The sequence below is a fragment of the Pantoea sp. V106_11 genome (genome assembly GCF_029967885.1).
GTDB lineage: Bacteria > Pseudomonadota > Gammaproteobacteria > Enterobacterales > Enterobacteriaceae > Pantoea > Pantoea ananatis.
The window spans coordinates 15,967-31,055 of record NZ_JASCAK010000030.1; the positions used below are offsets into that span (position 1 = coordinate 15,967).

9 protein-coding genes and 1 riboswitch are annotated in these 15,089 nt (G+C 54.8%); of the genes, 3 read left to right on the forward strand and 6 right to left on the reverse strand.

Features of this window, described 5'->3' with window-relative positions:
- Positions 1-114 precede the first annotated feature (114 nt).
- Complete coding sequence (gene metH, locus QLG08_RS13880; RefSeq protein ID WP_210448406.1) at positions 115-3,798, forward strand: methionine synthase; 3,684 nt, start codon at positions 115-117, stop codon at positions 3,796-3,798.
- A 32-nt stretch (positions 3,799-3,830) separates the two neighbouring features.
- On the opposite strand, the gene QLG08_RS13885 is transcribed toward metH, so the two are convergent.
- The 5 genes from QLG08_RS13885 to pgi all read right to left on the reverse strand — a co-directional run bounded on the left by QLG08_RS13885 (position 3,831) and on the right by pgi (position 9,961).
- Positions 3,831-5,921, reverse strand: a complete 2,091-nt coding sequence (locus tag QLG08_RS13885) for a YjbH domain-containing protein (RefSeq protein WP_013024142.1) — start codon at positions 5,919-5,921, stop codon at positions 3,831-3,833.
- On the reverse strand, positions 5,921-6,664 hold the full coding sequence (locus QLG08_RS13890) for a capsule biosynthesis GfcC family protein (protein WP_014595052.1): 744 nt from the start codon (positions 6,662-6,664) through the stop codon (positions 5,921-5,923). The genes QLG08_RS13885 and QLG08_RS13890 overlap by 1 nt, the downstream gene beginning before the upstream one ends.
- A complete protein-coding gene (locus tag QLG08_RS13895; protein WP_033766286.1) occupies positions 6,661-7,308 on the reverse strand; it encodes a YjbF family lipoprotein in 648 nt (215 codons plus the stop codon). Before QLG08_RS13895 ends, QLG08_RS13890 begins: the two co-directional genes overlap by 4 nt.
- 193 nt (positions 7,309-7,501) lie before the next feature.
- Positions 7,502-7,750, reverse strand: coding sequence for an exopolysaccharide production protein YjbE (yjbE, locus tag QLG08_RS13900; RefSeq protein ID WP_026020991.1), 249 nt, complete (start codon positions 7,748-7,750; stop codon positions 7,502-7,504).
- Positions 7,751-8,314: 564 nt separating this feature from the next.
- The gene (gene pgi, locus QLG08_RS13905) at positions 8,315-9,961 is read right to left on the reverse strand and encodes a glucose-6-phosphate isomerase (protein ID WP_282472978.1); all 1,647 of its coding nucleotides are present in this window, start codon (positions 9,959-9,961) and stop codon (positions 8,315-8,317) included.
- A gap of 399 nt (positions 9,962-10,360) precedes the next feature.
- A riboswitch (Lysine riboswitch) is annotated at positions 10,361-10,553 on the forward strand.
- 110 nt (positions 10,554-10,663) lie between these two features.
- Between pgi and lysC the strand changes: the two genes are divergently transcribed.
- Positions 10,664-12,016, forward strand: a complete 1,353-nt coding sequence (gene lysC, locus QLG08_RS13910) for a lysine-sensitive aspartokinase 3 (protein ID WP_014595054.1) — start codon at positions 10,664-10,666, stop codon at positions 12,014-12,016.
- Positions 12,017-12,133: 117 nt separating this feature from the next.
- Positions 12,134-13,054 (forward strand): ketopantoate/pantoate/pantothenate transporter PanS, encoded by a 921-nt coding sequence (gene panS / locus QLG08_RS13915; RefSeq protein ID WP_013024148.1) that lies wholly within the window; start codon positions 12,134-12,136, stop codon positions 13,052-13,054.
- A 48-nt stretch (positions 13,055-13,102) separates the two neighbouring features.
- Here panS and QLG08_RS13920 read toward each other — a convergent pair whose 3' ends face one another.
- On the reverse strand, positions 13,103-14,728 hold the full coding sequence (locus tag QLG08_RS13920; protein ID WP_014606950.1) for a Na/Pi cotransporter family protein: 1,626 nt from the start codon (positions 14,726-14,728) through the stop codon (positions 13,103-13,105).
- Positions 14,729-15,089: the final 361 nt, after the last annotated feature.

Consider the following 15,089-nt stretch of genomic DNA (forward strand, 5'->3'; position numbering starts at 1 on the left):
ACCTGATAATCACTTCCCTGAAAATCTCCGCTAAGGTTACTTTGAGGCATCATGACCTTATGCAAGAATGACTGGCTGGTATTTCACCAGCGCATTGACGTGGATGAGATAACCGTGAGCAATCTAACCGACGCGCTGCATCAGCAACTTGCCCACCGCATTATGGTATTAGATGGTGGAATGGGCACCATGATCCAGAGCTATAAACTGGACGAACACGATTTTCGTGGCAGCCGTTTTGCTGACTGGCCCTGCGATCTCAAAGGCAATAACGATCTGCTGGTGCTAAGTAAACCAGAGGTGATCCGCGAGATCCATGATGCGTATCTGGCCGCCGGCGCGGATATTCTCGAAACCAATACCTTTAATGCCACCCCCATTGCGATGGCGGACTACCAGATGGAAGCCCTGTCGGCAGAGATTAACTTCGCGGCCGCGAAGCTGGCGCGTACCTGCGCAGATGCGTGGACGGCAAAAACGCCAGATAAACCGCGCTATGTCGCGGGCGTACTGGGCCCCACCAACCGCACCTGCTCGATCTCACCCGATGTTAACGATCCGGCGTTCCGTAATATCACCTTCAATCAGTTGGTGGACGCCTATCGTGAGTCCACCCGGGCGCTGGTGGAAGGCGGTTGCCACATCATCATGATTGAAACGGTATTCGATACGCTCAACGCCAAAGCGGCTGTCTTTGCGGTGAAAGCAGAGATGGAAGCCCTTGGCGTGGCGCTGCCGTTGATGATCTCCGGCACCATCACCGATGCTTCAGGCCGCACGCTTTCCGGACAAACTACCGAAGCCTTTTATAATTCGTTGCGCCATGCAGAACCCTTATCCTTTGGTCTGAACTGCGCACTGGGGCCGGATGAACTACGCCAGTATGTCGCTGAACTGTCACGCATCGCCGAAGGCTATGTCACTGCCCATCCCAATGCCGGTTTGCCCAACGCCTTCGGCGAATACGATCTCGATGCAGAGGTGATGGCGCAGCAGATTGGGGAATGGGCCAACGCCGGCTTTCTGAACATTGTTGGCGGCTGCTGCGGCACCACGCCACAGCACATCGCTGCCATGGCGGCGGCCGTGGAAGGCGTTGCGCCACGTCAGCGCCCCAAACTGCCCGTTGCCTGCCGTCTTTCGGGTCTTGAACCGCTGAATATCAGTGCAGAATCGTTATTTGTGAACGTGGGAGAACGCACCAACGTTACCGGCTCTGCCAAATTTAAGCGCCTGATTAAAGAAGATAAATATCATGAGGCGCTGGAAGTCGCGTTACAACAGGTTGAGAGCGGTGCCCAGATTATTGATATCAATATGGATGAGGGAATGCTGGACGCGGAAGCCGCGATGGTGCGTTTCCTCAACCTGATTGCGGGTGAGCCCGATATTGCCCGCGTGCCCATTATGATCGACTCCTCGAAATGGGAGGTTATTGAGAAAGGGCTGCAGTGTATTCAGGGAAAAGGCATCGTCAACTCCGTCTCAATGAAAGAAGGTGAGGCCGTATTTATCCACCATGCCCGCCTTGTCCGCCGCTACGGGGCCGCCATGGTGGTGATGGCCTTCGATGAGGTGGGGCAGGCCGATACGCGTGAGCGGAAGATTGAGATCTGTCGCCGCGCCTACCAGATCCTGACCCAACAGGTGGGGTTTCCGCCTGAGGACATCATTTTCGATCCCAATATTTTTGCCGTTGCGACCGGTATCGACGAACACAACAACTACGCGATGGATTTTATTGGGGCCTGCGAAGACATTAAACGTGAACTGCCCCATGCGATGATCTCGGGCGGCGTATCTAACGTCTCGTTCTCGTTCCGGGGCAACGATCCGGTTCGTGAGGCGATTCACGCGGTGTTTCTCTATTACGCCATCCGTAACGGTATGGATATGGGAATCGTGAACGCCGGGCAGTTGGCCATTTATGACGACCTGTCTGACGAACTGCGTGAGTCCGTTGAGGACGTGATCCTTAACCGGCGCGCCGACGGCACTGAGCGATTACTGGCGCTGGCGGAAAAATACCGCCGCAATAAAAGCGACAGTGCGGATGAAAAGCAGCAGGCTGAATGGCGCGGCTGGGACGTGGTGAAACGGCTGGAATACTCACTGGTCAAAGGCATCACCGAGTTTATTGAACAGGACACGGAAGAAGCCCGTCAACAGGCCGCGCGCCCGATAGACGTGATTGAAGGGCCGCTGATGTCCGGCATGAATGTGGTGGGGGATCTGTTTGGTGAAGGCAAAATGTTCCTGCCGCAGGTCGTGAAATCGGCCCGCGTGATGAAACAGGCCGTCGCCTGGCTTGAACCATACATTCAGGCCAGTAAAGAAGCCGGACGCAGTAACGGTAAGGTGGTGCTGGCAACGGTAAAAGGCGACGTCCACGACATTGGCAAAAACATTGTTGGCGTGGTCCTGCAGTGCAATAACTATGAGATTATCGACCTCGGCGTGATGGTGCCGGGCGAGAAAATCCTCAAGACCGCGCGCGAAGTGAAGGCTGACATCATTGGTCTTTCTGGGCTCATCACGCCGTCGCTGGATGAAATGGTCAACATGGCGAAAGAGATGGAGCGTCAGGGATTTACGCTGCCGCTGTTGATTGGTGGCGCCACCACGTCTAAAGCCCATACCGCCGTGAAAATCGAACAGCACTACAGCGGGCCCACCGTTTACGTGCAAAACGCCTCGCGCACGGTGGGTGTCGTGTCATCCCTGCTATCGGATACGCTCAGGGATGACTTCGTTGCGCGCACCCGCAAAGAATATGAAACCGTGCGTATTCAGCATGCGCGTAAAAAACCGCGCACGCCGCCGGTGTCACTCAGCGCTGCGCGCGACAACGCGACGAAGATTGACTGGGACAGCTATACACCGCCCGTAGCGAAGCACGTCGGTGTCAGGCGCGTCGACGCGGGCATTGACGTGCTGCGCAATTACATCGACTGGACGCCCTTTTTTATGACCTGGTCGCTGGCTGGCAAATACCCGCGCATCCTGGAGGATGAGGTCGTGGGCGATGAAGCGAAACGATTGTTTGCCGATGCTAACGCGATGCTGGATAAGCTGAGTGACGAAAAAGCGCTGACGCCACGCGGCGTGGTCGGCCTGTTCCCGGCTAATCGCGTGGGCGACGATATTCATATCTTTGCGGATGAGCAGCGCGATACGCTGCTGAACATCAGCCATCATCTGCGGCAGCAAACGGAAAAAACCGACTTTGCCAACTACTGTCTGGCCGATTTTGTGGCGCCGAAAAGCAGCGGTAAAGCTGATTATATCGGGGCTTTTGCCGTTACGGGCGGGCTGGAAGAAGATGCGCTGGCCGAGGCTTACGATAAGCAGCAGGACGACTACAACAAGATTATGGTCAAAGCTATTGCGGACCGCTTAGCCGAAGCCTTCGCCGAATATCTGCACGAACAGGTGCGCAAAACGATTTGGGGTTTTGCTCCCGATGAGCACCTCAGTAATGAGGCGCTCATCCGCGAAAATTATCAGGGCATTCGTCCGGCGCCGGGCTATCCGGCCTGTCCGGAACACACTGAGAAAGCCACTATCTGGGCGCTGCTGGATGTGGAAACGCACGCGGGTATGAAACTCACGGAGTCTTTTGCCATGTGGCCGGGCGCCTCGGTATCAGGCTGGTACTTCAGCCACCCTGACAGCCGCTACTTCGCCGTGGCGCAGATTCAGCGCGATCAGGTTGAGGACTATGCGGCGCGTAAGCGCATGTCGGTAAGCGAAGTGGAGCGCTGGCTGGCCCCCAATCTGGGTTACGACGCCGACTAAAAAAACAAGGCAGCCTGATGGCTGCCTCTTTTTTAGTTAAACCGGGCGTCACGGTCCGAGGTCATGTCATACAGCTGGTACTTCCTTCCCAGCATCTGGCCACCATCACGGGTGAGCGGTACCCAGTTAATCTGCGCACGGCCACGGGTTGGCGTAACGGTAAACAGATCCATGGGGATGGAGATATAGAAGCCTTTAGTAAAGTCACCTTCGCCATACTGTTGCGATGATACGTTGGTTTTTGTGGCATAAACGCCAACCATCACGCCACTGTCGAAGCGCTTAGAGAGATCAATCGTGACGCCTTTATCCTTCGCCAGATACTGCCCGACGCTGGCTTTCACTAAGACGTTCTCCATAAACCAGGGGCGCCAGTAGCCGGTAAGGTTGCCGGTAGGCGCTTCGTAACGGGTGAATCTCATCATGTCATCCCAGTCACGCTGGCGCACATAGTTAGCATCCACGCCAACGGCCCAGTTGCTGTCTACCGGACGATAGAGGACTTCGCCGCCTACGCCGCCATACATGGTTTCCAGATAGCCGCCGTAGACCTGGCCATAGAATCCATTACCCAGATAATCCATGTAGTTGGCTTGCAGATCGTTAACGTAAACGTTGTTCTCAACGTAGTCGCGAATGTGCGTACGTACGCGTGGCAGCGTGGAATCCGCAGGTGCGCCGTTGTAGTTAAATTTGTCGTAATTGTTTGCAACGTTAGCAAACAGGCTACCGCCTACCAGCAAGTGATCGGTGAGCCAGTAATCGACGTTGCCCATCACGCCAACCTGGTACAGATAGAAACTTTCCGGGCCGCCCACAGACTGGTTAAGTACCGGCGACAGGCTGTAACTCAGGCGCTCTTTGCGAATAAACATGCCCTGCTCGGTAGGCTCCGGATCAACCGGATCTGTGCGGACCTGTTGTAACGGCTTTTCATGCCCTAATGGATAACCCCCCAGCTCGTTGCGCAGGCTAGCAACGGAGGTTTCTGTCGTGACCTGAGGCATGTTGTAACGCGACTCCGTCACGTTTATGGTCTCAATACCGTCTGGGAGATGATTCATGATGATGCGGTTCGCGCGATCCACACCTTCACGCGTGTCACGGTATTTGGTTTGCTCGCCTGATACGTACAGCGTGCTGCCTTTGGTCTGGATTTTTGGACCAGCCAGGCCTGCGTTGTACTTCAGTTCAGACAGCTGATTACCTGTCACCGTGGTTTCCAGCAGCTTAGGTTGCGGGTTCGGGTTGTACGCAGGTTTCGGACTGTCGATATGATCCTGATGCATATCGTTGAAGTTGGTGCGAATGGTGAAGCCGAACATAAAAGTATTGCCGCGCTCATAGCTGGCATTGATATCGGCCCAGTCAGTGACGCGGTAGATTGCACCGACGTTGACCTTGCTGCGCTGCGGCAGGCGTCCGGCGAAATCATCCTTGTAATCGTTACCTTCGTATTCCACCTTCAGGCGAAGCGGCTGCCAGGGCGTCTGGTATTCTATCCCGCCAAATACCGCCGAAGGGCCGTGGAACATCTGCGAGCCATTGATCGATCCCGCCTGACCGACGCCGGGGCGCTGACAGTAGCTGTCGCTGTAAGAACAGAAGGGGTTTTTCACGGTTCCGCTGTTGCCCAGATAGCCCCAGCCCATACCCAACGTAAAGTCGAACGGCCCCCAGGCTTTGGTGGCGACCAGGTACTCGCTGTCGAACAGGCCGGTGCCGCCCAGATCGCGGGTACCAAACGAGACCTCCGGCAGCCAGTAACCTTCCTGCCACAGGCGCAGCTTCAGGTCGAAAGCTTTATCTTTATAGCTTTGGTTGCCGCTGAAACTTTCCACCGCGCTGTAACGCCGGGTGCGCACATCGGTATAACGCACGGTTGTTTCCAGCCAGGGAAAAAGCTGAAGTGAAGCAGAATAGTAGCGATACTGATCATTATCGCGGAAGTTCAGGCTAAATTCGCCCTCTTTCGCCATACGCGCGGTGGGCACCTGCATCAGGCCCACGCCGCCAAAATCAGACTGCGAAGGCGTTACCGGCGCGGCATACATTTCCGCATGGGCCTGACAGGCGCTTGCCACAGAAACAGCCAACAGGCTGAGAAGATAACGTTTTTTCATCAGTCTGGTATCCGGTGAGTCAGAACAGAAACAAGGCGATCATTCAGGTCTTTAAACGCGCCTGGCAGGCTCCACGACGAGAAGCCCGTCATAATGATGCTGCCGGGTTCGGGTTCAACGTGGCGGTGATTCCAGTAGGCCACAGGCGCTTCCCGCGTCGTGCCGTCCGGCGCAATCACAATCGCGATATTACGTTCTGCTCCAGCCAGGCGGGGGTGCTCGCTCAGGTAATCCCGTACGGATTTCCCTGGCTGCCAGTTCACGGCACCGGCACCCGCGATGGGGCCAAACAACAGGACGCTGGTGCTGGGCTGGGTAAGGTAGAGATCGTAGCTGCCTTCCAGGCGGCGGTTATCCATCGTATGCAGACGGATCCAGTCGGGATCCAGGGAGGTGAACTGCCGCCCGGTCACCCGGATACCGCTTAACTGACGAATAACGGCATCAATGGCCGCAGCCTGCTCTCCGCTACTATCGGCACGCCAGGCGCGCAACTGCGCCAGCGTTTGCTGATACTGCTGCTGCGCGACTGCCGTTGCCCCGCGCTCGGCAATAACGGCGCGTCGCCAGTCAGTCTGTGTCATCAGCGCGGGCTGAGTCACCAGCTGTGCCAGGTTTTCCACCTGGTTAACCTGTACGCTCTGGGTATCGTGGGGGGCATGCACGGTAACCTGACCTGCGGCCTGAGCGGCCAGGGTGGTGAGCAGGCTCATTCCTGCCAACAAGCGTGTTATGTTTTTCATGATTTTGCCGGCTTCAGAATGGTGATATCAACAGGGAATGCATCGGCAGCCAGCATTTGTCGGGACTGCACGACCTGACCGCTACTGTTGTCGATCCAGAACGTGTTTTGCCACTCGCGATCCAGGCTGTCGATATGAAGCTGCTCATGCCAGACGCGGCAGGCAATGCGGTTCCCCGCAATATCCAGCACCTCGTCATCGCCCCGCGTGAAGGTTGAGCTCAGGGTTCCGCTATGGACGTTGCCCTGAACGGTCCACTGAACAATTCGCGTCCAGCTGTCGCCGTTGCTGAGGTGCAGGCCTTTAGCCAGCGGATCCTGCTGTAAATTGCTGACGTCTGTCAGATTGTCAGGCAGGCCCAGCGTTTTGATCAGCCTGCCATGTGCGGTGACCAGCATCGATTGATCGCGAGTGACCCACTTTTGCTGGCCATTTTCGTTATAACCCAGCACGACAAAAATGCGCTGGCCATCATTGATTCGGGCATACAGGCTGGCATAGGGCAGATTATCAATCTGCTGAGGCGTGACGGTGACATCTTCTGGCCCTTCAATGGCCATCATCACGGTCTGTTCGAGTCCTTTTTGCGTTTGTGTACAGGCCTGCAGCAGCAGGCAAACGAGCAGCAGCGGAAGTTGGCGCACAATGTGTCCCTGATAAATGATGCCAAAGTAAAAATAACCACACGAAAGTGTGGTTATGTTTAAAGCTCCCATACCCTTACTCGTTCAGGCCGCCGACGCTGTGGCATCCTGATAGCGACTCATTTACCTGCGCAAACGAATCGTGATATGCGCGTTCGCAGCCTTGCTACAGCCCGAATGAGCAGGGTACCCATCAACGCGTGGTGCCCGTTGTGGTTGTGGTTGTTGTACCAGTATTTGCCCCGTCACCACCGCCAGAAGCGGCAACACCGAGTCCTACTAACGCGCCGAGCACGCCGATACCTACAGCGGTCGTCGTACCTGCGGACATGGTGCCCGCCTGTGCGCCCGCTGCAGCACCAGCTTCTTCCGGCGCGGCAAACGCACTGGAAGAGACGGCTACGTAAAGTAATGCCAGACCGGCAATCATGCGTTTTTTCATAACAACACCTACATTGAGTGAATGAAGGATTGCTATCCGACATTTTTGCACAACAGCATAAACCGTTGACGCAAAGCCGAAGGACAGACCCATTACGGGCGCGTCCAGTATAGGGCAACAAAATACCAGAGTTCAGTAATGTAAAAACCTGTCAGTCTGTGAGGGCGTAAACGGGCTAAATTAAGTAAATTCAGCGTTAACTTATTTTAAAGGCATGGGTTTATGTTGAAAAGCCGGATATTTGTCTGCAAAGACGGAGAAAGCAAAGCGGTTTCTACTTATTTAGTATTCTTTGGTACGGAATAAGAATTATCGGAATTTCCTTAAGCGTGGTTAAATTAAATAACATTATAAAACAACAGGTAAGAATGATCTTCGTGCCGTTTTAGGGCCATTTTTAATAAGATTGTCATGATTTAACCCCGGCTAACTTCGGATTTGCCTCAGCCTATTTTAAGAATTATCCAATCCGTATATCGACTTTTCAGATAAAAAGCGGGTTGCACTCTCCATCATAGAATAAAAAAGGCGACTAAATAGCCGCCTTTTTGTGCCTGGAGAAATTTAACGCCAACGCTTGTAGCGATTAATTAAGGCATTAGTGGAGCTGTCATGACTGGTAATATCACTGTCATTTTCGAGCTCTGGCAGAATACGGTTTGCCAGTTGTTTGCCCAGCTCAACGCCCCACTGATCGAAGGTAAAGATGTTCAGAATGGCACCCTGGGTGAAGATTTTATGTTCATAAAGGGCAATCAGGGCACCCAGGCTAAACGGCGTGATTTCGCGTAACAAAATAGAGTTAGTAGGCCGGTTACCTTCAAACACTTTAAACGGCACAATATGCGCGACCGACTCGGCAGACTTGCCGGCGTCGGTGAACTCTTTCTGAACCACATCACGCGATTTCCCAAAGGCCAGGGCCTCGGTCTGGGCAAAGAAGTTAGACAGCAGTTTAGGATGGTGATCGGCAAGCGCATTGTGGCTCACAGCAGGGGCGATAAAGTCGCACGGGACCAGTTTGGTGCCCTGATGAATCAGCTGGTAGAACGCGTGCTGGCCGTTAGTACCCGGTTCGCCCCAGATAATCGGGCCTGTCTGATAGGTAACAGGCTGGCCTGCACGGTCAACGTATTTACCGTTCGATTCCATATTTCCCTGTTGGAAATAGGCCGCGAAGCGATGCATATATTGGTCGTACGGCAGGATGGCTTCTGTTTCGGCACCGAAGAAGTTGTTGTACCAGATCCCGATCAGCGCCAGCAGCACCGGAAGATTCTGCTCCGCTGGCGTGGTTGAGAAGTGCTTATCCATGGCGTGCGCGCCGCTCAGCAGCTGCTCAAAATTATCGAAGCCAATAGAAAGGATAATTGACAGACCAATTGCTGACCATAGTGAATAGCGACCGCCTACCCAGTCCCAGAATTCGAACATGTTGTCCGTATCAATACCAAATTCGCCTACCGCTTTGGCATTGGTGGAGAGCGCAGCAAAGTGCTTCGCAACGTGCTGTTGATCGCCGGCCGTTTTCAGGAACCAGTCACGCGCACTGTGGGCGTTGGTCATGGTTTCCTGGGTGGTGAAGGTTTTAGAGGCGACCAGGAACAGCGTGGTTTCAGGACTCAGATCTTTTAGCGTTTCGGCAATGTGGGTGCCATCGACGTTAGACACGAAATGCATGTTCAGGTGATTTTTATACGGGCGCAGCGCTTCCGTCACCATGAAGGGACCGAGGTCAGAGCCACCGATACCGATGTTAACAACGTCCGTAATGGGTTTTCCGGTATAGCCTTTCCAGTCACCGCCGATAATGCGTTCGGAAAAGCCTTTCATTTTTTCCAGCACGGCGTTGACTTCAGGCATGACATCTTTGCCATCAACGATAATCGGCGTATTACTGCGGTTACGCAGCGCGACGTGCAGCACGGCGCGATCTTCAGTGCGGTTAATCTTCTCACCCGAGAACATAGACTTAATCGCACCGCTTAAATCGGTCTCTTTTGCCAGTGCCTGAAGCTTATCGAGGGTTTCCTGAGTAATGCGGTTTTTCGAAAAATCCACCAGCATCTGGTCGTCAAAGGTGGCTGAGAATTTAGCAAAACGATCGGCATCCTGGTCAAACAGGTCGGCAATTTTCGCCGTTTTCATCTGTTCATAGTGCTCTTGCAGCGCTTTCCAGGCTGCGGTTTGGGTCGGATTGATATTTTTCATGGCAACACTCTTGTTGATATTAAGAACCGTCATTCCATCGGGGTCGCATCGTACCCGGTTAGCATTTCAGTATGACCACAGTTGCAACTGAAAGGAAAATTTTGTCTGCTCCATAAAGGCACCATGATGAAAACACGCTGTTTTACGGTCAATAATGCGGCAAGATTTCAGCCTGATTCCATGGGGGAAAGGCTGAAAAGTATGGCCTGTTAGCAGACCGCATACCTTGTGCCACATCAGAAAGTGGTGGCGTTGCTGAAGCCATTAAGCACTGTAGTCGCTGCATTAGGGCAAAATTTGTTATCCGGTGCGCTCTGCATGAAAAATTGTCCCACAGCGGTCATTGACAGCAGGGCCAGAAATCGATAAATCTATGCGCGCTACTTGCGCACCCGTGCGCAAGCCAGAAGAGGCGCGTCGCCCAGGCAGTGTGTTGGAGGAACCGTATCCGGCGATAACACATCAGGGGGAGCGACGCCGAGGTGGTAAACACACGGTGTGTTGACTGTCGGCTACAGGGGCTGAATCCTCTGGGTTGTCACCAGAAACGTCCACAGTCGGACGTTTTGCAAGGTGGAGCGCTTCTGGGTGACTCGTCTATTCGATCTTACCCGTTTCTGCTCTTTCCTTGTGCTTAGGCTGAATTACTGTTTCTCACCCGTTAACGGATGAGGGCAACGTACCCTGACACGAGGTCATACAATGTCTCTGAATCTGAATGTAGCGAAATTTGGCGGTACCAGCGTTGCCGATTTCGATGCCATGAACCGTAGCGCCGATGTGGTATTGCAGGACAGCAATACCCGGCTGGTGGTGCTTTCTGCCTCTGCAGGCATCACAAACCTGCTGGTCTCTCTTGCCGAAGGCCAGGAGACATCGCAGCGTGCAGCGCAACTCGATGACATCCGCCGCATTCAATACGCCATCATCGATCGTCTGCAAAATCCGGACGTCATTCGCGACGAAATCGACCGCATCATTGATAACATCGGCATGCTGTCCGATGCGGCCGCGCTGGCCACGTCTAACGCCTTAACCGACGAACTGGTCAGCCACGGCGAACTGATGTCGACCTTGCTGTTCGTTGAGATCCTGCGTGAACGCAAGGTTAATGCAGAATGGTTCGATGTACGCAAAGTCATGCGCACCAATGACCGTTTTGGCCGTGCTGAGCCCGATGTGGCCGTACTGGCTGAACAGGTTAGCGCGCAGCTGCAACCGCGTATTGCGGCGTCACTGGTGGTGACCCAGGGCTTTATCGGCAGCGAAGAAAAAGGGCGCACGACCACGTTAGGTCGCGGCGGCAGTGACTACACGGCTGCCTTGCTGGGTGAAGCGTTAAAAGCCTCGCGCGTGGATATCTGGACGGACGTGCCGGGGATCTACACCACCGATCCGCGCGTGGTGCCTGCGGCAAAACGTATTGATGAGATCACCTTTGAAGAAGCGGCTGAAATGGCCACCTTTGGGGCCAAAGTGCTGCACCCTGCGACGCTGCTGCCTGCGGTGCGTAGCGACATTCCGGTGTTTGTTGGTTCCAGTAAAGATCCTGCCGCGGGCGGTACGCGCGTGTGCAATGAGACGGCGAATCCACCGCTGTTCCGTGCGCTGGCGCTGCGCCGCAAGCAAACCCTGGTCACGCTGCACAGCCTGAATATGCTACACACGCCGGGCTTCCTGTCTGAAGTGTTCAATATTCTGGTGCGTCACAACGTGTCAGTGGATCTGATCACCACGTCGGAAGTCAGCGTGGCGTTAACGCTGGATACCACGGGATCAACCTCAACGGGCGACAATCTGCTGAGCCAGGCGCTGCTGACGGAGCTGTCGTCACTCTGTCGGGTGGAAGTGGAAGAAAACCTGGCGCTGGTGGCCATTATCGGCAACGAATTGTCGAAAGCCTGCGGCGTAGGGAAAGAGGTCTTCGGCGTGCTCGAACCTTTTAACCTGCGGATGATCTGCTACGGTGCCAGCAGCTACAATCTCTGTTTCCTTGTGCCGGGCAATGATGCTGAAAGCGTAGTGCGTACACTGCATCACAATTTGTTTGAATAAGCGCTCAGCCGCCACTGGGTTAAAGCCGGGCTCTGTCCGGCTTTTTCACGACAGGCCGCCAGGCGGCACAGCGTGCTTTCACAGTAGTCCCTCACTCGCTCATAAGGATATCTGATTATGCTTGCCACCTTAACTCGTCTGTTTCCTTTGTGGGCAATTCTGTTGTCTGTCGCTGCCTACTATTCACCCACAACCTTTCTTGGCATCGGTCCATGGGTCGCTTATCTGCTGATGCTGATTATGTTTGGCATGGGCGTAACGCTGAACATTGATGATTTTAAACGCGTGCTGACGCGCCCGGCGCCGGTTATTGCCGGCACCTTCTTACACTATCTGGTCATGCCGCTGGCCGCCTGGGCGCTGGCTAAGCTGTTTCATATGCCGCCGGATCTCGCTGCGGGGATGATTCTGGTGGGCAGCGTTGCCAGTGGGACCGCTTCTAACGTCATGATCTATCTGGCTAAAGGCGATGTGGCCCTGTCGGTGACGATCTCGTCGGTGTCAGCATTGGTGGGCGTGTTTGCCACGCCGCTGCTGACGCGCTTTTACGTGGATACGCACATTCAGGTTGATGTCGCTGGGATGCTACTGAGCATCGTGAAGATCGTCGTGATCCCTATCGGGTTAGGCCTGATCATCCATCACACCATGAACAGCGTGGTGCGCCGGATCGAGCCCTATCTACCAGCCTTTTCCATGCTCTGTATTCTGCTGATCATCAGCGCCGTAGTGGCAGGTAGCCAGGGCTTTATTGCCTCAGTCGGTGTCATGGTGATTGCAGCGGTCATCCTGCACAATGCCATTGGTCTGCTGGGAGGCTACTGGGGCGGTAAACTGTTTGGCTTTGATGAGTCCACCTGCCGCACGCTGGCGCTTGAGGTCGGTATGCAAAACTCAGGACTGGCCGCCACGCTGGGCAAACTTTACTTTTCTCCTCTGGCAGCGCTGCCGGGCGCCCTGTTCTCTGTCTGGCATAACCTGTCCGGTTCACTGCTGGCGGGTTACTGGTCGGGTAAACCTGTTGAGAAAAAGAAGTAGTTTTTTGCCTGTACAACCGACATCACGGGGCCGGATGGCCCCTGTAGATTAATCCCCGTCCCTTTCGTCATCCGGCTGTTCCAGCACCGTGTAGGCCACTGCGCAGAACAGGGAGTTTAGCCGCTTCATATCACCCAGCAGGCCCAGATGGAGTGAGCTGGTTTCAATGCTCTGCACATTCTGCTGGTGCAGGCGATTGACGTGTGAATGGGAATAACGGCGTATTTTCAGGCGGAAACGGTGTTTGGCTCGGCGCAACCGCTTCGCGCTGGTGACGTCGTGCGAGAGGAAAACCGACAGGCTCAGCCGCAGGTTTTCAACCAGCTGTTCGTAGAGTGACTCAAGCTCTTTCATGCCTTCTGGCGAAAAGGTCCGCCGCGCGGCAAGAGACTTATCGGCGACATCGCCGCTCATGCGTTCAATGATATCGCCTGCCATTTCCAGATTTAGCGACATTTCAATCACTTCTCCCCAACGGCGAGAATCCTGCTCTGATAAATCCTCTTTGGGCATGCGCGCCAGATAGAGTTTGATGGCGGTGTAGAGCACATCGACGTCATCATCCAGCCGCCGCACGCGACGTTCCGCGCGTGCTTCTCCACGAACCACTTGCAGAAACGTGTCCAGCATCTGCTCCAGCACGTCGCCCATGCGCAACGCTTCGCGCGCCGCGTTAACCAACGCCAGTGCCGGTGTATCCAGCGCGCTGCTGTCAAGGTGCCTGGGTTTCAGCGTGGTATCGCTTTCGGCATCGTCAGCAATCAGTCGGCAACACAAACGCGCCATGGCATCGGCGAACGGCACCATCACCACGCAGCGAATCAGGTTGTAGAAAACGTGAAAGAAGATCACCAGCTCTTCGTCGTTCACCGGCAGCTTGTCCAGCCATACCGCAACCGGATCGACAAAGGGCAGAATCAATACGCAGCCAATCAGCTTAAACAGCAGGCTGCCCATCGCCACGCGTTTACCCGCCGCGTTGGAGCCACTGCCGTTGATGACGGCCAGTAAACCACTGCCGAGGTTAGCGCCAATCACCAGGCACAACGCCACCTTAAAGGCGATCACGCCCGTTGCCGTCAGGGTGGCCGTAATCAGCACCGCTGCCAGGCTTGAGTAGCTGATAATCGCAAAGACCGCGCCGATCAAGGCATCCAGCATCACATCACCCGTTAAGCTGGAAAACAGCACCTGTACGCCCGAGGCCTGGGTGATTGGCCTGGCGGCTTCGACAATCAACTGCAGCGCCAGCAGGATAAGCCCCAGACCAATGCTGGTACGTCCAAGCTGTCCTGCGCGGGTTTGTTTGCGGCTGATGAAAAACACTACGCCAAAAAAGATAAACAGTGGTGAAAGCCAGGAGAGATCAAACGTCAGGACGCGCGCCATAATGGCTGTCCCCACGTCAGCACCCAATATCACCACCAATGCCGGTGTCAGGCTCACCAGGTTTTGGGCCACAAATGAGGTCACCAGCAGCGTGGTGGCATTGCTGCTTTGTACCAGCATGGTCACGCCAATGCCGGCCAGGAACGCCATGGGTTTCTTTTCTACACTGCGGCTGAGCACCCGGCGCAAATCGGCACCGTATACGCGCATAATTCCGGAGCGGGTAATGTGCGTGCCCCATACCAGAAGCGCAACGGCAGAGAGTAAGTTAAGCAGGGTTAACACGTATAGTGGCTCCTTAACCATCAGGCTTCAGGCGGTTCAGATTGCCAGCCTGATGGAGAACGCAATCTGATCACGTGATTGCCGGACGCTGTGCAATTTTTTTCAGTGTTTTAAACAACCTGTGCAACGTCGACATCTCTAAATGTAGACTACTCTGGCGATCTGCATGGGCAAATCCGGCCTGCGCGCACCGCTTCGTTTACCGGGCGAGCCTTTTCAGGCCGATTAGACGGTTAGCGGTAGCGCATCGCACAGGCAGAGACGTTCAGTGGGCGCGGGGCTGGCCGGAGAGGGCCGCGGGTGATACCCGGTTGCTGACCCTGGCAGGTCAGCACAGGAGCGGGTTTAAGACGTTCATGTT

Coding starts and splice junctions, on each gene's coding strand:
- yjbE (WP_026020991.1), bottom strand. CDS start 7,750: ATGAAAAAACGCATGATTGCCGGTCTGGCATTACTTTACGTAGCCGTC.
- lysC (WP_014595054.1), top strand. CDS start 10,664: ATGTCTCTGAATCTGAATGTAGCGAAATTTGGCGGTACCAGCGTTGCC.
- pgi (WP_282472978.1), bottom strand. CDS start 9,961: ATGAAAAATATCAATCCGACCCAAACCGCAGCCTGGAAAGCGCTGCAA.
- panS (WP_013024148.1), top strand. CDS start 12,134: ATGCTTGCCACCTTAACTCGTCTGTTTCCTTTGTGGGCAATTCTGTTG.
- QLG08_RS13890 (WP_014595052.1), bottom strand. CDS start 6,664: ATGAAAAACATAACACGCTTGTTGGCAGGAATGAGCCTGCTCACCACC.
- QLG08_RS13885 (WP_013024142.1), bottom strand. CDS start 5,921: ATGAAAAAACGTTATCTTCTCAGCCTGTTGGCTGTTTCTGTGGCAAGC.